Origin of the sequence: Bradyrhizobium sp. CIR48 (assembly GCF_014198315.1) — a bacterium.
Classification (GTDB): Bacteria; Pseudomonadota; Alphaproteobacteria; order Rhizobiales; family Xanthobacteraceae; genus Bradyrhizobium.
On the sequence record NZ_JACIHG010000010.1, the window covers coordinates 241939 to 259255 of the forward strand.

The following is a 17317-nucleotide window of genomic DNA, read 5'->3' on the forward strand; positions in this document are numbered from 1 at the left end:
TGAGTCTCATGCCTGCTGCGGAGTACTGGATTCCCCGCTTTTCGCGGGGAATGACCCGCTACCTTGGTGTGTATACATCAAAATACATAAAGGTATTATAATACAGCTAAATTGCCACTTGAACCTTTCTTTGCCTCCACTATTGTATACATAACGTATTCACAAGCCGTGGGAGTGAGACAATGACAAAGCCCTTCCCGATGAACGCCTGGTACGCCGCGGCTTGGGACGCGGACGTGAAAGCTGCGCTGCTGCCGCGAACGATCTGCGGCAAGCATGTCGTGATGTACCGGAAGGCCGACGGCTCGGTCGCGGCGCTTGAGGATGCCTGCTGGCACCGCTTGGTGCCGCTGTCCAAGGGCCGGCTCGAAGGCGACACCGTCGTCTGCGGCTACCACGGCCTTAAATACAATGCACAGGGACGCTGCACCTTCATGCCCTCGCAGGAGACCATCAATCCGTCGGCCTGCGTGCGCGCCTATCCCGTGGTCGAGCGCCACCGCTACATCTGGCTCTGGATGGGCGATCCCGCGCTGGCCGATCCCGCGCTCGTCCCCGACATGCACTGGAATCACGATCCGGCCTGGGCCGGCGACGGCAAGACCATCCACGTCAAATGCGACTATCGCCTCGTGCTCGACAATCTCATGGATCTCACCCACGAGACCTTCGTGCACGGCTCCTCCATCGGCAACGAGGCGGTGGCGGAGGCGCCGTTCGACGTCACCCATGGTGAGAAGACGGTCACGGTGACGCGCTGGATGCGGAACATCGAGCCGCCGCCGTTCTGGGCGAAACAACTCGGCAAGTCCGGTCCCGTCGATCGCTGGCAGATCATCCGTTTCGAGGCTCCCTGCACCATAGCGATCGACGTCGGCGTGGCGCCCACAGGCACCGGCGCGCCGGAAGGCGACCGCTCGCAGGGCGTCAACGGCTTCGTGCTCAACACCATCACGCCGGAGACCGAGAAGACCTGCCATTATTTCTGGGCCTTCGTGCGCAACTATCAGCTCGGTGAGCAGCGCATCACCTCCGAGATCCGCGAGGGCGTTTCCGGCATCTTCCACGAGGACGAGCTGATCCTCGAGGCGCAGCAGCGCGCCATGGACGAGAACCCCGATCGCATCTTCTATAACCTCAACATCGACGCCGGCGCGATGTGGACGCGCAAGCTGATCGACAGGATGGTGGCCAAGGAAAACGGGCCGCAGCACCTTCAGGCGGCGGAGTAGATCATGGCCGAACGTGAGGTCGACCGCTCCGTCTCGCAGACCGTCAAGGCGCAGCTTGCGCTGCGCGACCAGATCCTGTCCGGCTCCCTACGTCCGGGCGAGCGCATCTCCGAGCTCCAGGCGGTAGAGACCACCGGGGCCTCGCGCACCCCCGTGCGCATGGCGCTGGTGCGACTGGAGGAGGAAGGCCTGCTGGAGGCGATCCCGTCCGGCGGCTTCATGGTGAAGGCGTTTTCGGAGCGCGACATCTCCGATTCCATCGAGCTGCGCGGCACGCTGGAAGGGCTCGCTGCGCGCTTCGCCGCCGAGCGCGGCGTCTCCGCGCGCGAGCTGGAGCCGCTCAAGGAGTGCCTTGCCGCGATCGACGAACTGCTGCGGCAGGTGCCGATCTCGATCGAAGCGTTCTCGTCCTATGTCACGCTGAACGCGCGCTTTCACGCCCTGCTCACGGAATTGTCGCGCAGCCCACCCTTGATCCGCCAGATCGACCGCGCCTCGGCGCTGCCGTTCGCATCCCCAAGCGGCTTCGTGATGGCGCAATCGGCGCTGCCCGAGGCGCAGCAGATCCTGATCATCGGGCAGGAGCACCACCGTGTCGTGATCGACGCCATCGAGAACCGCGAAGGCGCGCGTGCCGAAGCCGTCATGCGCGAGCATGCGCGGCTGGCGGTGCGCAATCTGCGCCTCGCGCTGCGCAACCGCACCCATCTCGACCTCTTGCCGGCGCTCGCACTGATCAAGACCACAACCGATTGAGGGCAATCATCATGCGCTTCATCGAAACCTGGATTCCGGCAACGCTCGTTTCGACGCGCGATCTTGCCCCCGGCATCCGCGAATTCCTGATCCGGCCGGATCAGTTCGACGCCGCCGCCTATCCGGTCGGCAGCCACATCAATGTCAGCGTGACCATCGACGGCCTGCCGGAGACGCGGTCCTATTCGCTGGTCGGCGAAGCCATCTCGACCGGCTTCAAGATCGCGGTGCGCCGTGCCGATGATTCCCGCGGCGGCTCGCGCTACATGTGGCAGCTCGCGCCGGGCGCGCGGCTCGACATCACGCAGCCCGCTTCGCTGCTTGCGGTGGACTGGTCCCGTGAAAATTATTGCCTGATCGCCGGCGGCATCGGCATCACGCCGATCCTCGGCGCCGCGCAGGCGCTGGCGCGGCGCGGGGCTGACGTCACGCTGCATTATGCGGTGCGCTCGCGCGGCGAGGCTGCCTATCTCGACGATCTCGCCGGAATTCTCGGCGATCGCCTGGTCGTTCATGCCAGCGATGAAGGCAAACGGCTCGACCTCGATGCGGTGTTCGCGTCATTGCCGCAAGGCACGCTGTCGCTGTTCTGCGGCCCGATGCGCATGCTCGATGCCGCACGCCACGCCTGGATCGGCGCGGGCCATCCGCTGCCCGATCTCCGCTACGAGACCTTCGGCTCCAGCGGCACGCTGCCGACCGAGACGTTTCGCGTGCGCCTGAAGGGCTCCGATGTCGAGCTCGAAATCCCGCGCGAGCGCTCGATGCTGGACGTGCTCAACGCCAGCGGTCACGACGTGATGTACGACTGCAAGCGCGGCGAATGCGGCCTGTGCGCCATCGACGTGGTCGAGGTCGACGGCGAGATCGACCATCGCGACGTCTTCTTCAGCGACCATCAGAAGCAAAGCAACCAGAAGATCTGCGCCTGCGTCTCCCGCGCGCGGGGCACGATCACGGTGGATACGTTGCTGCGGGCGGATGCGATCTGAGGGAATGGCTTAGGGAAGTCGGGCGGCAGGCTCCCCAACCTCTCCCGCTTGCGGGGGAGGGGGCTCACCTCCCTCATTGCCTGCACTCAGGATCTACCGCAAACTACGCCGCAAACGTCGCCCGAAGCTTCTTCCTGTCCAGCAGCGCCAGCACGCCATCCACCGACACCGGCCGGCTGATCAGATAGCCCTGGACCTCGTCGCAACTGATCTGCCTGAGATAGTCGAGCTGGTCGGCAGTCTCGACGCCTTCTGCGACGACGGCGATGCGCAGGTCGCGCGCGAGCGAGATCACCGACTTGACGATGGCGGCACAGTCCGGCTGCACCAGCATGTCGCGGATGAAGGACTGGTCGATCTTGATGCGGCTGAACGGCAACTTGCGCAAATAGGTGAGGGACGAGAAACCCGTCCCGAAATCGTCCAGCGCGACCGTGACGCCGAGCTGCAGCAGCGCGTTCAGAACCGGCTCGGCCGAGCCGTATTTCGACAGCAGCATCGATTCCGTGATCTCGATCTCGAGCCGGTGCGGCGCGATCTTCGCGTCCGCCAGCGCCTGCACGATGATCTGGAGGATGCCGGCGTTATGAAACTGCGCGGCCGAGAAGTTGACGGCGACCCTGATCTCGTCCGGCCACTCGGCAACCGTCGCGCAGGCGCGGCGGACGACCCATTCGCCGATCTCGTGGATCAGCCCGGTCTCTTCCGCAATCGGGATGAATTCGCTCGGCGGCACCAGTCCGCGCTCAGGATGTTGCCAGCGCAGCAGCGCCTCGAAACCGGTGATCCGGCTTTGGTCGAGATCGAGGAACGGCTGGAACACGAGCAACAGCTCGTCTCGCGCGATCGCGCCCTCGAGGTCGGATTGCAGCGCCTTGCGATCGCGTGACACCCTGTCGTCGCTGGCGTCAAAGAAGCGGATCGTGCCAGGTCCCACCTTCTTGGCGCGGTAGAGTGCGGCATCGGCATTCTTCATGACGTCAAGCGGTGTAGTGCCGTCGCGCGGCGCCAGCACGATGCCGACGCTGGTCGCGCCCCCGATCTGGCGGCCCTCGATGCGGAACGGTTCAGTGAAGGCCGCGACGAAGCGTTCGGCGATTTCGAGGGCATCCTCGGGACGCGCCAGATTGGCCATCACCAGCGCGAACTCGTCGCCGCCGATGCGCGCGACATGCTCGGCGGCGCGCGTGCAGCGTCGCAGGCGGCTTGCGACCTGGACCAGGAATTCGTCGCCGGCGGGATGGCCGAACTTGTCGTTGACCTCCTTGAAGCGATCGAGATCGAGCAGCAGCACCGCAAACTCCTCGCCGGACAATGCCAGTCGCTTGAGCGCGGCCTCGAGCGTCTCGTTGAAGGCGACGCGGTTGGGCAGGTGGGTCAGAGGATCCAGCCGCACCGTGCGCTCCGCCTCGATCTGCCGCATCACGCGCCGCGCGAACGAGAAGGAATTGACGAACACGCCGCGGATCAGCACGCTGCCATAGACCACGACGAGGAAGGCGATCAGCAGAAAGGCCAGATCGCCGTTCCTGCCGAGGCAGATCGCGATCCCGACGAAGATCGGGGCGGTGAAGGCGATCGCTGCGATCGGGATGGTGGCGAAGGCGAGCGCGCCGCCGGCCAGCATGCCCGAGCACAGGCAGGTGATGACGAGCTGGCCGCCGGTCGAAGCATTGTCGAAGAAGGCGACGGGGACGATGCCCCAGGCGGTGCCGAGGACGAAGGCGTTGCGCACCAGCCGGTGCATGGCGCGGCGCGAGACGAATTGCGGCTTGGTGATGCGGCGGGCCGCGCGGGATTGCAGGCCGAATGCGATCGCTGCGCTGGCGACGGCGGCGGCCCAGATGAGGGCGGCTATCCTGTCCGGCGATTGCCAAAGCGCAATGGCGAGCACGATGGCGTTGCAGGCATTGGCGAGCATGATGCCGACTGAATAGCCGAGCACCATCGACATCTGCTCGGCGCGGATATGGCCGGCCACGGCTTCGTCGGTTGCGGGACCGCCAAAGGCCGATAAATCGCCCGCGAACAGCCGCGCGACATAGCTGGTCGTTTGAGTCCGCATTTCAGAGCCTAGCAGGACGGGCCGTTGGTCGGCTCCTTCAGGGAAATTCGCCGCAAACCTTTGACGAACTATGAATTATCCCTGACTGCGGCGCTCGCCGCGACCACTTCTGCGTGTTCGTGACGTGATATCGATAACAAATCGATACAAATGCAGACTTCGGATTACGGCTGTAATGAGAGCAGGGGCTCCCCACTAGCTCGCCGTCATGCCCCGGCTTGACCGGGGCATCCAGTACGCCGCGGCCTATCGAGGAATCCCAACCGTCTCTGGAATACTCGATCGCCCGGTCAAGCCGGGCGATGACACCTGTGTGGAGAGACGTCGTCACCGCCCCAGCTGCTTCGGATCGTAGTAGAACCGCTCTTCGATGAGCTGGTCGCCGCGCCAGGTTTGCCACGCGATCTCGTCCAGCGTCCGTGAGACACCCTCTGCGTTGGTGAAGCTGAACGTCCAGCGCGTCGCCACATGGTCGCCGTCGATCAGGCTCGGTCCGATGCGGACGGCCCTGACCTCTTTCGAGGCCGCCAGCACGGCACGCTCCTTGGCGACGAGCTTGTCACGGCCGATCGTCGGGGCGCCGTTGTTCTCATAGGTCGCGGCGTCGGGCGTGCAGAACTGCTCGATTGCGCCGATGAAATCCCCGGCCTCCAACCGCTGCGCAAAAGCTTCGATGACGTCACGGCTCGGCATGGCAAACCTCGCGATTAAAACCGACTGATAGTCGGTAAATACCGACCGAGGGTCAAAAAGTCAACTGGCCGCCCCTGCCGAATTCGACTAGACGAGACTCATGGCGAAACAGGCGGAGCGGCGGGCGGCGACATCGGAAGCGATCCTGTCGGCGGCGCGCCGCCTGTTCGGGACGCAAGGCTTTGCCGCTACCACCATGGACGAGATCGCGGAAGCAGCCCACGTCGCCAAGGGCGCGGTCTATCATCACTTCAAGACCAAGGAGGCGGTGTTCGAAGCCGTGTTCGACCAGGTCTCGCGCGACCTCGTCGTCGAGATCGATGGCACGGCTCGCGCCGAGAAGGACGTGCTCGCAGCGATGGTCGCCGGCACGCAGCATTATTTCGCGGCGACCGCCAAGGGCCCGACCGGCCAGATCATCCTGCGCGACGGCCCGGCCGTGCTCGGCTGGGAGCGCTGGCGCGAGATCGACGCGCAGCATTTTGGCGGCAAGCTGCCGCGCGCGATTGCGGCGGCGATGGAGAATGGCCTGATCGCAAAGCAGCCGGTCGAGCCGCTGGCGCGGCTATTGCTCGGCGCGGTGACGGAGGCCGCGGTCGCCTGCGCCGGACGCGCTGATATCGCAAGGGCAGGCGCGGAATATGCCCGTGCGTTCAAGTCGCTGGTCGAGGCGCTGCGCTTGCGGGAATGATTGTGCTAAGCCACGCAGACGGAAACGCCCCAACCAACAAGAAGACTGACAAGACATGACCATAAACTCCTCCCTCGCGCCGTCCGATCCCGAATTCGACTACATCATCGTCGGCGCCGGCTCGGCCGGCTGCGTGCTCGCCAACAGGCTCTCGGCGAACGGCAAGCACAGCGTGCTACTGCTCGAGGCCGGCCCGAAGGATTCCAACATCTGGATCCACGTGCCGCTCGGCTACGGCAAGCTGTTCAAGGAGAAGTCTGTCAACTGGATGTACCAGACCGAGCCGGAGCCCGAGCTGAAGGGACGCCAGGTGTTCCAGCCGCGCGGCAAGACGCTGGGCGGATCGAGCTCGATCAACGGCCTGCTCTACGTCCGCGGTCAGCACGAAGACTACGACCGCTGGCGCCAGCTCGGCAACACCGGCTGGGGCTACGACGACGTGCTACCCTATTTCAAGAAGGCCGAGAACCAGTCGCGCGGGGCCGACCAGTATCATGGCAGCGGCGGTCCGCTGCCGGTTTCCAACATGGTCGTGACCGATCCGTTGTCAAAGGCCTTCATCGACGCCGCGGTCGAGACCGGACTGCCCTACAACCCTGATTTCAACGGCGCCACGCAGGAAGGCGTCGGCCTGTTCCAGACCACGACGCGCAACGGCCGTCGCGCCTCGACGTCGGTGGCCTATCTCGGCCCGGCAAAAACCCGCGGCAATCTCAAGATCGAAACCTCCGCGCTCGGCCACCGCGTGCTGTTCGAGGGCCGCCGCGCCGTCGGCGTCGAATATCGGCAAGGCGCAGCTGTGCGCCGGGCCCGCGCGCGAAGAGAGATCGTGCTGTCGAGCGGCGCCTACAACTCGCCGCAACTGCTGCAGCTCTCCGGCGTCGGCCCTGGCGATCTCCTGCGCAAGCACGGCATCGATGTCGTGCTGGACGCGCCGGGCGTCGGTCACGACCTCCAGGACCACATGCAGGTCCGCATCGTGATGCGCTGCTCGCAGAAGATCACGCTCAACGACACCGTCAATCATCCGCTCCGCCGCACCATGGCCGGCGCGCGCTATGCGCTGTTCCGCAAGGGATGGCTGACGATTGCGGCGGGCACGGCGGGCGCGTTCTTCAAGACCAGCCCGCGGCTGGCTTCGCCCGACATCCAGGTGCACTTCCTGCCGTTCTCGACCGACAAGATGGGCGAGAAGCTGCACGATTTCTCCGGCTTCACCGCCTCTGTGTGCCAGCTCCGTCCTGAAAGCCGCGGGACCTTGCGCATCCGAAGCGCCGATCCGACGGTGCCGCCGGAGATCCGCATCAACTACATGTCGACCGAGACCGACCGCACCACCAACGTCGAAGGTCTGAAGATCCTGCGCAAGATCTTGAATGCGCCGGCGCTGAAGCCATTCGTTGTCAATGAGTACGATCCCGGGGCGAAGGTATCCACGGACGCCGAGCTGCTGGAATATTGCCGCGAGCGCGGCAGCACCATCTACCATCCGACCTCGACCTGTCGTATGGGCAATGATGCGCTCGCGGTGGTCGACCAGCGGCTGAAGGTGAGGGGGCTCGAAGGCCTTCGCGTCGTCGACGGCTCGGTCATGCCGGACCTCGTCTCGGGGAACACCAACGCGCCGATCATCATGATCGCCGAAAAGGCCTCCGACATGATATTGGAGGATGCGCGGTAAATTCGCGTCTTGAGAGGGTTTAGACTTGGCTACTCGATTTCGGATCGGCACACGCAAGAGCACAATGGCGCTGGCACAGACGGAAGAGATCGCGCGCCGCCTGACCGCCGCCGTGCCCGGTCTCGACGTCGAGATCGTCAAGTTCGACACCACGGGCGATCTCGACCAGACCAGCAAGCTCCTGCCGCATGGCGGCAAGGGCGGCGCCTTCGTGGCGCAGATCCGCGCCGCCGTGCTGTCGGGCGAATTGCAGGCGGCGATGCACTCGCTGAAGGACATGCCGGGCAATGAGGACACGCCCGGCCTCGTCATTGGCGCCACGCTGTCCCGCGATCCGCCGAGCGACGCGCTGGTGCTGCGCGACGGCGTGACGCTGGAGGCGCTGCGCCAGTCCCGCGGCAAGGGTTTCAAAATCGGCACCAATGCGGTCCGTCGCGCCGCTTACGCGCGACGCCTGTTTCCGGATGTAGACGTGATCCACTTCCGCGGCGCCGCCGACACGCGCGTGCGAAAGCTCGACAATGGCGAGAAGCAGCGCCTGCCGGATGGCGGCACGGTGGGACCGGCCGATGCGCTGATCATGGCGCGTTCGGGCCTCGACCGTGTCGGCCTCGCCGGCCGCATCGCCTATGAGTTCACCGCGGCCGAGATGCTGCCCGCGGCGGGGCAGGGCATCGTCGCGGTCGAATGCGCCGCGCAGGACTGGCAAACGCGGCAGATCCTGTCGTCGATCGACGATCCCGCCGCGCATGCCAGCGCGGACGCCGAGCGCGAGGTGCTGTGGGTGCTGAACGGCCACTGCAATTCGCCGGTGGCGGGCTTCTCGACCATCACGGGCGATCAGATGTCGCTCACCGCATCCGTGCTCGATCTTTCCGGCAACATCATTATCGAGGCTTCGCGCGCAGGCCCCGCCAATCGCCCGCGCGAGCTCGGCCGTGCCGTGGGTCTGGATCTGCTGACGAAGGGCGCCGCCGAGATCATCGAGCGCAGCCGGCCGCGCTAGGCTGCCGCGATCACGAGATCATGCGGGCGTGCGCCTGTTTTGCCCGACGTGTCAAACGCGGCTGGTGAGTCGGATCTTGCCGGCCCAGCTTTTTCAATGACTTGTCTACTGTGCATGGGGTTGTTTTCGCGTTTTTTGTTTCCGCCCCGTTGGGGGCGGGCGAACTAGCCCCGCACGCGCTTGATCATCTGCTCGACATGGGCGATCGGCGTTTCCGGCTGGATGCCGTGGCCGAGATTGAAGATCAGCCGCCCTTGGGCAAAATTCGCCAGCGTGTTGTCGACCGCGCGGTCGAGCGCGGCGCCGCCCGTGATCAGCACCAGCGGATCGAGATTGCCCTGCACGGCGACCTTGCTTTGCACGCGTTCGCGAATGAAACCGGGCTCCGCGGTCCAGTCGATGCTGACCGCATTGACGCCGGTCGCCTCGACATAGCCCGGCAATTGCGCACCGGCGCCGCGGGGGAAGCCGATGATCTTCGCATCCGGCACCTTGGCCCGCACGCCCTCGACGATGCGGCGCGTCGGCTCGACCGACCAGCGCGCGAACTCGGCCGGCGGCAGCACGCCGGCCCAGGTGTCGAAGATCTGCAAGGCATTGGCGCCGGCGGCGAGCTGCGCCAGCAGATATTGAATCGAGTTCTCGACCAGCACGTCGATGATTTCAGCGAACGCCTCCGGATGCCGGTAGGCCATCATCCGCGCCGGCGCCTGGTCGGGCGTGCCCTGGCCCGCGACCATGTAGGTCGCGACCGTCCACGGCGCGCCGCAGAAGCCGATCAGCGCGACCTTTTGATCGAGCGTGCCGCGCACGATCCTGAGCGCCTCGAACACCGGCTCGAGCTTGCCAAAGTCGGCGCGCGCGGCAAGCGTTGCGACCTTCGCCGGATCATCCAGCGGATCCAGCCGCGGGCCCTCGCCGACCTCGAACCGCACCGAGCGTCCGAGCGCGTAGGGGATCACGAGAATGTCCGAGAAGATGATCGCCGCATCGAAGCCGAACCTGCGGATCGGTTGCAGCGTCACCTCGGCCGCAAGCTCCGGGTTGAAGCACAGGTCGAGGAAGCCGCCGGCCTTGGCGCGGACCTCGCGATATTCCGGCAGATAGCGGCCGGCCTGCCGCATCATCCACATGGGCGGGATGCTCTGGCGCTGGCCGGAGAGCACGTCGATGAAAGGTTTCGTCGCAGATTGGGGCACGAATGGTCCTGAGCAAGGTTATGGCCTCTGATACACCGCTCCGGCCCTCAGCGGAACAGGGGAACCAGCGCAAGAGGGCCGCGTTGATCCAGCCGATGGAGGAGATCATGGCTGAGAGATTCAATCCCGCCCCGCACGACAAGCACGCCGTCGATCCGCACGAGGCGCTCGCCGCTGATCGGCAATCCAAGCTCGACGCCGGGCTAAAGGACACGTTCCCAGCGTCTGATCCCGTAAGCGCCACCCAGCCAACACCCACGAAGGCTGATGCGGAAGCCGACAGCCCCTCGCTCTGGGACAAGGTCAAGGCGATATTCAGCTAAGGGCAGGCGAGGCCCGATTCCGATCGGCTTGCTAATACCTTGTTAGCGATGTGCTGATCGCGGTGTCCGTAGGACTACTGGAAACCGGGGAGATGGCCGCGTATTCCAGTAGTGATTTCAGAGTTCAATAATAGAAGCAGCAGAGTTTCCGACGATCGGAGAATTCTGCCGCATGAGCCTTGCGACCCAAAGAGCCGGATGGAGCCGCCTGCCGCTGCGCGCGGCGGCGTTCGTCGTGCTGACCTGCGCGACCATCCTCGGCGTCAGTGGCTGGCGCGAATGGGCTGCGCGCGACGCGGTGCTCAGGGGTGCCGAGACCGAGATGGCGAACGTCGCCCGCTCGCTGACCCAGCATGCCGAGGACAGCCTCGATCTGCTGGATTCCGGCGTCGTCGGCGTCGTCAGCCGGCTCGAGATGGACGGCACTGCACCGGCCACGATCGCCAAACTGCGCACCCTGCTGGAAGTACGCAAAAAGGCCATCGAGCGCGTTCACAGCCTCGCCATCATCGACGACCAAGGCAACTGGCTGACCGCGCCCGGCACGATCGGCTCAACGCTCAGCGACGATGCGTTTTTCCGTTATCATCAGCTCTCCCCGAAACGAGAGCCCTATGTCGGCCGTCCCGTAAAGAGCCTCCTGGACGGCGAATGGGTCGTCACCCTGTCGCGCCGCTTCAACAAGCCCGACGGCAGCTTCGGCGGGGTAGTGCTCGCGACCATCAGCTCAAAATATCTTTCGCATTTCTACGAGCAGTTCGAGATCGGCCGCAACAGCTCGGTGTCGCTCACGCATGGCGATGGCCTGATCATCGCTCGCAACCCCAGCAACGAGACATTTGTCGGACGCAGCGTTTCCGACAAGCCGTTATTCCGCGACGCGAGCCTGCAACGGCCGAGCGGGGCCTATTATTTCAAGTCTCCCCTGGACGGCGCCGAGCGCGTCAGCTTCTTCAAGCGCAGCGGCCGTTTCCCGCTCCTTCTGCTTGCCACAGTCGACAAGGACGAGTTGCTCGCGCCCTGGCGCGCCGCGGCAATCTCCCGCATGCTCTACGTCACCGCGCTAGTGATGCTGATTGCGGTCATCGGCGCCGTGCTGGTGCGGCAGTTGCAGCGGGGCCAGCGCATGGCCGCGGCCCTGGTCGAGAAAGAGGCGCATTTCCGCCTGCTCGCCGAAGGCTCCAGCGACATGGTGACCCGCATCGGGCTCGACGAGCGGCTGCGCTATGTCTCGCCCTCGTCCGCGCGCGTCGTCGGCTGGCGCGCCAATCAATTGATCGGCACGCCGGCGCTGGCGGGCATCAATCCGGAGGATCTGCCGGAGGTCCAGGCGATCGTCGACGCCATGAAGCGTGGCGAGCGGGAGGAGGCGCGTCTCACCTACCGCAACTCGCACCGGCAGAACGGTGAAGTCTGGCTGGAATCGACCATGCGGGTGACGCGCAAGGACAATGGCCGCGTCGACGGCGTGGTCGCGATCTCCCGCGACATCACCGAGCACAAGAAGCTGGAAACCAGGCTCGAGACGCTTGCGATCGAGGATAGCCTCACCGGCCTTGCCAATCGCCGCCGCTTCGACGAGCGGCTGAAAGAGGAATGGGCGCGCGCCTATCGCGACCGCTCGAGCCTTGCTTTGCTGATGATCGATGTGGATCACTTCAAGGCCTATAACGACGAATACGGCCATCCCGCGGGCGATGCCTGCCTGCGTCTGGTCGCAAAGATCATCGCGGCCGAGACGCAACGCGCGGGCGATCTGGCGGCGCGCTATGGCGGCGAGGAATTCGCCATGCTGCTGCCCAACACCGATGCCGTCGGCTGCGCCCTTTTCGGCGAACGGATCCGCAGTGCCATCCACGAAGCCGGCCTCGTTCATGCCACCAATCCGGAGTCCGGATGTGTCACCGCCTCGGTCGGCGGTGCGACCTGTCGGCCGGCGCTGGAGCGCACGGCGGGCGTGGCCTCGCTGGTTGAGGCCGCCGACCGGGCGCTCTACGCCGCCAAGGATGCAGGCCGCGACCGCCTGGTGATGTCCGGCGAGCTCATGAACCTGCTGCCCAAGGCCTCCGGCCAGTAAGATGGCTCAATAATGCGGCGGGGGCTCGTTGGTGGGCCCGGGCGCATTGGCCTCGGCCTCCTGCAGCCGCTCGCCGAGCTCTGCGATCTTCCGGGTCAGCAGATCGATCTGCTTCCACTGCGCGGTGATGGTCTGGTTCAACGTCTCGATCGTGTCGTCCTGGTAGGCGAGGCGCGTTTCAAGCGTGTCGATGCGCTCGCTCAGCGTCTTGATCTCATTCGTCACGCGTCGCATCCTTGTTTCGTTCGCGCAAACCGGATTCTTGCAAGCGCGATTCTTGCAGACCATGGCCGAGCGCGACGCGCTCGTCGAACACGAAGCACTCCCCACGCCAGCGGCTCTGCGCCTCCGGCACCTCTTCCAGATATTTGAGAATGCCGCCCTTGAGGTGATAGACCTCGGTAAAGCCGCGCGCGAGCAGGTGCGCGCTCGCCTTTTCGCAGCGGATGCCGCCGGTGCAGAACATCGCGATCCTGCGGTGCTTTGCTGGATCAAGCTCGACGGCGGCAAAATCCTTGAACTGGCCAAAGCTCCTGATGCCGGGATCGACGGCGCCTTCGAACGTTCCCATCGCCACCTCGAAGGCGTTGCGGGTGTCGAGCAGCAGCATGTCGGGCGCGGAGATCAGCGCGTTCCATTCGCTCGCATCGACATAGGTGCCGACCTGGCGGGTCGGATCGGCAGCCGTATCGCCAAGCGTGACGATCTCCTTCTTCAGCCGCACTTTGAGCCGCCCGAACGGCATCGCTTCGGCGGCCGAGAATTTCAATTCGAGATTGTGCAGCCTGCCGCCGAACATGTCGCCGTTCGCCAGCTCATGGGCAAGAGCGTCGATCGCCGCCGGCGCACCGGCGAGCGTGCCGTTGATGCCCTCCTGCGCCAGCAGCACGCTGCCCTTCAGCTCAATACCGGCGCAGAACGCGCGCAGCGGCTCGCGCAGCTCGCGGTAATCCGGGAGGGTGGCGAATTGGTAGAAGGCGGCGACTTTGATCGAATTCGGATCAGACATGGCGGTTCGTTTAGCAGGCGCGTGCGGCCCGGAAAACCCGCATGGCCGCCGGCCTCGAAAGGTCTATTCGCCCAGCGGATGGCAGCCATTTCCCTGGTATGCCAGCATTGCCGAAAGCTGCCGGAATGTGTCATGTAACCCCGGTTTTTCCGAGATGGCGCGCCATCCGCGCCACGGGCCCAAGAGAGCAAGCATTCGATGAGAAACTTTCATTTCCCAGGCAGGTCCACGGTCCACGCTACCAACGCGATGGTGGCGACCTCGCATCCGCAGGCCTCGCTCGCCGCGATCGAGGTGTTGCGCGAGGGGGGCACCGCGGTGGACGCGGCGGTTGCGGGCTCGGCCCTGCTTGGCGTGATCGAGCCGCAATCGACCGGCATCGGCGGCGACTGCTTTGCGCTGATCCAGCCGCGCGGCGAGGGCAAGATCATCGCCTATAACGGCTCCGGCCGTGCCCCGAAGGCGGCGAACGCCGACTGGTACCTGGAGCGCAAGATCAACTCGGTGCCGCTGACCTCGGCGCATGCGGTCTCGATTCCCGGCGTGGTCGATGCGTTCGCGACCGTCCTTCGCGACCATGGCAAGTTCGGCTTCGACCGGCTGCTCCAGCCCGCGATCAAGGCGGCCGAGGAAGGTTACGTCGTCGCCCCCCGCATCGCCTTCGACTGGAAGAACCAGTTCGAGAAGCTGAAGGGCGGCACCAACACCGTGCGTTACCTGTTGCCGGGCGGCAAGCCGCCGGTGGCCGGCGACGTCATACGCCAGGCCGAGCTCGGCAAAACGCTGCGCGCGATCGCCAAGGACGGCCGCGACGCCTTCTACAAGGGCCCGATTGCCGAAGACATGGTCGAGACCCTCAGGGGCATCGGCGGCCTGCATACGCTCGACGATTTCGCCGCGCACACCACCGAGACGACGACGCCGATCGGCACCATGTACAAAGGGTACGACGTCTGGCAGTGCCCGCCGAACGGGCCCGGCCTCACCATGCTGCTGATGCTGAATATCCTGTCGCGGTTCGACCTGACGAAATACGCGCCGCTCAGCATCGAGCGTTTCCATCTCGAGGCGGAAGCCGCGCGCATCGCCTACATGCATCGCGAGCTGCACGTCGCCGATCCCGACCACATGCAGGTCGAGGTCGCCAAGATCCTCGCCAAGGAATTCTGCGACGAGCACATCGCCAAGATCCGCATGGACGGCATGCTTGACCTGCCGAACGTCGCGCCGCCGATGAATCCGTCGACGATCTACATCACCGTCGTCGACAAGGACCGCAACGTCTGCTCGTTCATCAATTCGATCGCGCATTCCTTCGGCTCGGCGATCGTCTCGAACAAGACCGGCGTCCTGTTCCAGAACCGCGCCGGCGGCTTCCGCATCCAGCCGGGCCATCCCAACTGCATCGCCGGCGGCAAGCGGCCGCTGCACACGATCATGCCGAGCCTGCTCACCAGGGGCGGCCGCTCCGTGATGCCGTTCGCGGTGATGGGCGGGCAGTACCAGCCGGTCGGCCAGACCCGCGTCGTGACCAACATCCTCGACTATGGCTGCGACGTGCAGGAGGCGATCGACATGCCGCGCGGCCTGCACTACGAGGGCCAGTATCAGCTCGAGGACAGCGTGCCGGCTGCGATCGTCGAGGGCCTGAAGAAGCTCGGCCACAAGACCACCAGCGTGGTCGGCCCGCTCGGCGGCGCGCAGGCGATCTGGATCGACTGGGACAAGGGCACGCTCACCGGCGGCTCCGATCCGCGAAAGGACGGCTGCGCGCTCGGCTATTGAGTGCTGCCGCGCGGGGTTCCGCGCGCAAGATCAGGAAAAGTTGACGAAGGGCGGCGCGGCATTTGCTGCGTCGCCCTTTCTCGTTCGGAACAGAGTTCATCGCTTCCGGTTAAGGGGCGATGAGCGGTGCAGGGCGTGCGCTGCTTTGCAGATAAGCGGCGGAGGCCTCGATGTCCGACACCTCAAGTTCCAAACGATCAGCATTCGATCGGCGCGCCTTCATGGCCGGCGCGGCTGGCAGTGCGCTCGTCCCGATCACAGCGCGCGCGGCCACAGAGGAAGCCAAAGCCCCAGCTGCACAGGACCCCTCACTTCCTGTCGAGGTCACGCTGCACGTCAACGGCAAGGACAAGCGCCTGCGCATCGACGCGCGCACCACGGTGCTCGATGCGCTGCGCGATCACCTCAAGCTCACCGGCAGCAAGAAAGGCTGCGACCACGGCCAGTGCGGCGCCTGCACAGTGCTGATCGACGATCGGCGGGTGGTGTCATGCCTGACGCTGGCGCTCGCGGCGGAAGGGCAGGAGATCACGACGATCGAGGGGCTGGCGACCGACGATCGCCTGCACCCGATGCAACAGGCCTTCGTCGACAACGATGCGTTCCAGTGCGGCTATTGCACGCCCGGCCAGATCATGTCCGCCGTGGCCTGCGTCAAGGAGGGGCATGCCGGGAGCGAGGCCGACATCCGCGAATACATGAGCGGCAATATCTGCCGTTGTGCGGCCTATCCCAACATCGTCGCGGCTGTGAAGCAAGCCGCGCCCGAGATCATGAAAGGCTAGGCGCATGCGACCCTTCTCGTATCAGCGGGCAACAGACCCTGACATGGCCGTGCAGGCGCTGAGCGCCGCCGCAGCAGCCAACCATCCGTTGTCGCAGGCGATAGCCCAGCCGCTTGCGGGCGGCACCACGCTGATCGATCTGATGAAGCTGGACGTGATGCGGCCCGCCGCGATCGTCGATATCAATCCGCTCGCGCAGGCCTGGTCGGCAATCGAGCCGGGCAGCGACAGCTTGCGGCTCGGTGCGCTCGCAAAGATGTCCGACGTGGCGGCCCATGCCGAGATCCAGCGCAATTATCCGGTGATCGCGAGTTCCCTGAAGCTCGCAGCCAGCGCCCAGTTGCGCAACATGGCAACGCTCGGCGGCAACGTGATGCAGCGGACGCGTTGCAGTTATTTTCGCGACGTCTCCTATGAGAATTGCAACAAGCGCAATCCCGGTTCCGGCTGTGCCGCCATGGACGGCGTCAACCGGATGCATGCCGTGCTTGGCACGTCCGATCAGTGCATTGCGACCTATCCCGGCGATCTCGCGCAGGCGTTGATCGCCCTCGATGCCGTGGTCGAGATCACGGGCAGGGCCGGCACGCGCAGCATACCGTTCGCGGAGCTGCACAAGGCGCCGGGGAACTCCCCGGATATCGAGACCACGCTTCAGCCCGGCGAGCTGATTTCGGCCTTCTCGATCCAGGGCCGCTGGCCGCGCTCGGTGTATCTCAAGGCGCGCGACCGGCAATCCTACGAGTTTGCACTGTCCTCTGCTGCGATCGCGCTCGACGTGCAGGACGGCACGATCCGGGATGCGCGCGTCGGGCTCGGCGGCGTCGCCACCATGCCCTGGCGGGCGCGCGAGGCGGAGGCGCTGCTGAAGGGACAAAAGTTCGACGAAGCTCTGGCGCAACGCGTCGCTGATGCCGCTTTCGCAGACGCCCGCGGCCGCCGGCACAACAGCTTCAAGATCGCGCTCGGCAAGCGCGTGGTGGCGCGCGCGCTCCAGCAGGCCGTAACGATGGAGATCTGATC

Annotated in this window: 16 protein-coding genes; 11 read left to right on the forward strand and 5 right to left on the reverse strand. The window is 65.2% G+C overall.

The window, feature by feature from the left end; all coding sequences use genetic code 11:
- Positions 1 to 182 precede the first annotated feature (182 nt).
- From GGD66_RS28960 to GGD66_RS28970, 3 genes are read left to right on the forward strand one after another with little or no spacing between them, the layout of a single operon-like run.
- Complete coding sequence (locus GGD66_RS28960) at positions 183 to 1232, forward strand: aromatic ring-hydroxylating dioxygenase subunit alpha (RefSeq protein WP_183259740.1); 1050 nt, start codon at positions 183 to 185, stop codon at positions 1230 to 1232.
- Between the two features lie 3 nt (positions 1233 to 1235).
- Positions 1236 to 1988: a GntR family transcriptional regulator gene (locus tag GGD66_RS28965; RefSeq protein ID WP_092261598.1), complete on the forward strand. Its 753-nt coding sequence runs from the start codon at positions 1236 to 1238 to the stop codon at positions 1986 to 1988.
- A gap of 11 nt (positions 1989 to 1999) precedes the next feature.
- Positions 2000 to 2980, forward strand: a complete 981-nt coding sequence (locus GGD66_RS28970; RefSeq protein ID WP_018323222.1) for a PDR/VanB family oxidoreductase — start codon at positions 2000 to 2002, stop codon at positions 2978 to 2980.
- 103 nt (positions 2981 to 3083) lie between these two features.
- On the opposite strand, the gene GGD66_RS28975 is transcribed toward GGD66_RS28970, so the two are convergent.
- Together GGD66_RS28975 and GGD66_RS28980 are read right to left on the reverse strand one after the other, a co-directional pair.
- Positions 3084 to 5045, reverse strand: coding sequence for a bifunctional diguanylate cyclase/phosphodiesterase (locus tag GGD66_RS28975; RefSeq protein WP_092261597.1), 1962 nt, complete (start codon positions 5043 to 5045; stop codon positions 3084 to 3086).
- Between the two features lie 327 nt (positions 5046 to 5372).
- Positions 5373 to 5738, reverse strand: a complete 366-nt coding sequence (locus tag GGD66_RS28980; RefSeq protein WP_092261596.1) for a nuclear transport factor 2 family protein — start codon at positions 5736 to 5738, stop codon at positions 5373 to 5375.
- A gap of 100 nt (positions 5739 to 5838) precedes the next feature.
- On the opposite strand from GGD66_RS28980, the gene GGD66_RS28985 reads away from it, so the two are divergent.
- From GGD66_RS28985 to hemC, 3 genes are read left to right on the forward strand one after another with little or no spacing between them, the layout of a single operon-like run.
- Positions 5839 to 6429, forward strand: coding sequence for a TetR/AcrR family transcriptional regulator (locus GGD66_RS28985; protein WP_183259741.1), 591 nt, complete (start codon positions 5839 to 5841; stop codon positions 6427 to 6429).
- A 55-nt stretch (positions 6430 to 6484) separates the two neighbouring features.
- Positions 6485 to 8110: a GMC family oxidoreductase gene (locus tag GGD66_RS28990; RefSeq protein ID WP_183259742.1), complete on the forward strand. Its 1626-nt coding sequence runs from the start codon at positions 6485 to 6487 to the stop codon at positions 8108 to 8110.
- 25 nt (positions 8111 to 8135) lie between these two features.
- The gene (hemC, locus tag GGD66_RS28995; protein ID WP_092261593.1) at positions 8136 to 9116 is read left to right on the forward strand and encodes a hydroxymethylbilane synthase; all 981 of its coding nucleotides are present in this window, start codon (positions 8136 to 8138) and stop codon (positions 9114 to 9116) included.
- A 164-nt stretch (positions 9117 to 9280) separates the two neighbouring features.
- Here the strand turns inward: hemC and hemE are convergent, their stop codons facing one another.
- A complete protein-coding gene (hemE, locus tag GGD66_RS29000) occupies positions 9281 to 10315 on the reverse strand; it encodes a uroporphyrinogen decarboxylase (RefSeq protein WP_179737084.1) in 1035 nt (344 codons plus the stop codon).
- Positions 10316 to 10422: 107 nt separating this feature from the next.
- On the opposite strand from hemE, the gene GGD66_RS29005 reads away from it, so the two are divergent.
- Both GGD66_RS29005 and GGD66_RS29010 read left to right on the forward strand, forming a co-directional pair.
- Complete coding sequence (locus GGD66_RS29005; RefSeq protein ID WP_177237414.1) at positions 10423 to 10638, forward strand: hypothetical protein; 216 nt, start codon at positions 10423 to 10425, stop codon at positions 10636 to 10638.
- Positions 10639 to 10810: 172 nt separating this feature from the next.
- On the forward strand, positions 10811 to 12715 hold the full coding sequence (locus GGD66_RS29010; RefSeq protein WP_092261591.1) for a diguanylate cyclase: 1905 nt from the start codon (positions 10811 to 10813) through the stop codon (positions 12713 to 12715).
- A gap of 6 nt (positions 12716 to 12721) precedes the next feature.
- Here GGD66_RS29010 and GGD66_RS29015 read toward each other — a convergent pair whose 3' ends face one another.
- Both GGD66_RS29015 and GGD66_RS29020 read right to left on the reverse strand, forming a co-directional pair.
- Positions 12722 to 12940, reverse strand: a complete 219-nt coding sequence (locus tag GGD66_RS29015; protein WP_092261590.1) for a SlyX family protein — start codon at positions 12938 to 12940, stop codon at positions 12722 to 12724.
- A complete protein-coding gene (locus GGD66_RS29020) occupies positions 12930 to 13724 on the reverse strand; it encodes a rhodanese-related sulfurtransferase (protein WP_183231097.1) in 795 nt (264 codons plus the stop codon). The genes GGD66_RS29015 and GGD66_RS29020 overlap by 11 nt, the downstream gene beginning before the upstream one ends.
- 198 nt (positions 13725 to 13922) lie before the next feature.
- Between GGD66_RS29020 and ggt the strand changes: the two genes are divergently transcribed.
- The 3 genes from ggt (at position 13923) to GGD66_RS29035 (ending at position 17315) form a co-directional block, all read left to right on the forward strand.
- A complete protein-coding gene (gene ggt, locus GGD66_RS29025; RefSeq protein WP_092261588.1) occupies positions 13923 to 15509 on the forward strand; it encodes a gamma-glutamyltransferase in 1587 nt (528 codons plus the stop codon).
- Between the two features lie 170 nt (positions 15510 to 15679).
- Positions 15680 to 16294 (forward strand): (2Fe-2S)-binding protein, encoded by a 615-nt coding sequence (locus GGD66_RS29030; protein WP_026202892.1) that lies wholly within the window; start codon positions 15680 to 15682, stop codon positions 16292 to 16294.
- Between the two features lie 4 nt (positions 16295 to 16298).
- Positions 16299 to 17315, forward strand: a complete 1017-nt coding sequence (locus tag GGD66_RS29035) for a xanthine dehydrogenase family protein subunit M (protein WP_092261587.1) — start codon at positions 16299 to 16301, stop codon at positions 17313 to 17315.
- The last annotated feature ends 2 nt before the right edge of the window (positions 17316 to 17317 follow it).

Bases quoted from the DNA above. Each gene is read 5' to 3' on its own strand.
- GGD66_RS29020 (WP_183231097.1), bottom strand. From the start codon at position 13,724: ATGTCTGATCCGAATTCGATCAAAGTCGCCGCCTTCTACCAATTCGCC.
- GGD66_RS29005 (WP_177237414.1), top strand. From the start codon at position 10,423: ATGGCTGAGAGATTCAATCCCGCCCCGCACGACAAGCACGCCGTCGAT.
- GGD66_RS28970 (WP_018323222.1), top strand. From the start codon at position 2,000: ATGCGCTTCATCGAAACCTGGATTCCGGCAACGCTCGTTTCGACGCGC.
- GGD66_RS28975 (WP_092261597.1), bottom strand. From the start codon at position 5,045: ATGCGGACTCAAACGACCAGCTATGTCGCGCGGCTGTTCGCGGGCGAT.
- GGD66_RS29030 (WP_026202892.1), top strand. From the start codon at position 15,680: ATGTCCGACACCTCAAGTTCCAAACGATCAGCATTCGATCGGCGCGCC.
- GGD66_RS29035 (WP_092261587.1), top strand. From the start codon at position 16,299: ATGCGACCCTTCTCGTATCAGCGGGCAACAGACCCTGACATGGCCGTG.
- GGD66_RS29010 (WP_092261591.1), top strand. From the start codon at position 10,811: ATGAGCCTTGCGACCCAAAGAGCCGGATGGAGCCGCCTGCCGCTGCGC.
- GGD66_RS28965 (WP_092261598.1), top strand. From the start codon at position 1,236: ATGGCCGAACGTGAGGTCGACCGCTCCGTCTCGCAGACCGTCAAGGCG.
- GGD66_RS28985 (WP_183259741.1), top strand. From the start codon at position 5,839: ATGGCGAAACAGGCGGAGCGGCGGGCGGCGACATCGGAAGCGATCCTG.
- GGD66_RS28980 (WP_092261596.1), bottom strand. From the start codon at position 5,738: ATGCCGAGCCGTGACGTCATCGAAGCTTTTGCGCAGCGGTTGGAGGCC.
- ggt (WP_092261588.1), top strand. From the start codon at position 13,923: ATGAGAAACTTTCATTTCCCAGGCAGGTCCACGGTCCACGCTACCAAC.
- GGD66_RS28990 (WP_183259742.1), top strand. From the start codon at position 6,485: ATGACCATAAACTCCTCCCTCGCGCCGTCCGATCCCGAATTCGACTAC.
- GGD66_RS28960 (WP_183259740.1), top strand. From the start codon at position 183: ATGACAAAGCCCTTCCCGATGAACGCCTGGTACGCCGCGGCTTGGGAC.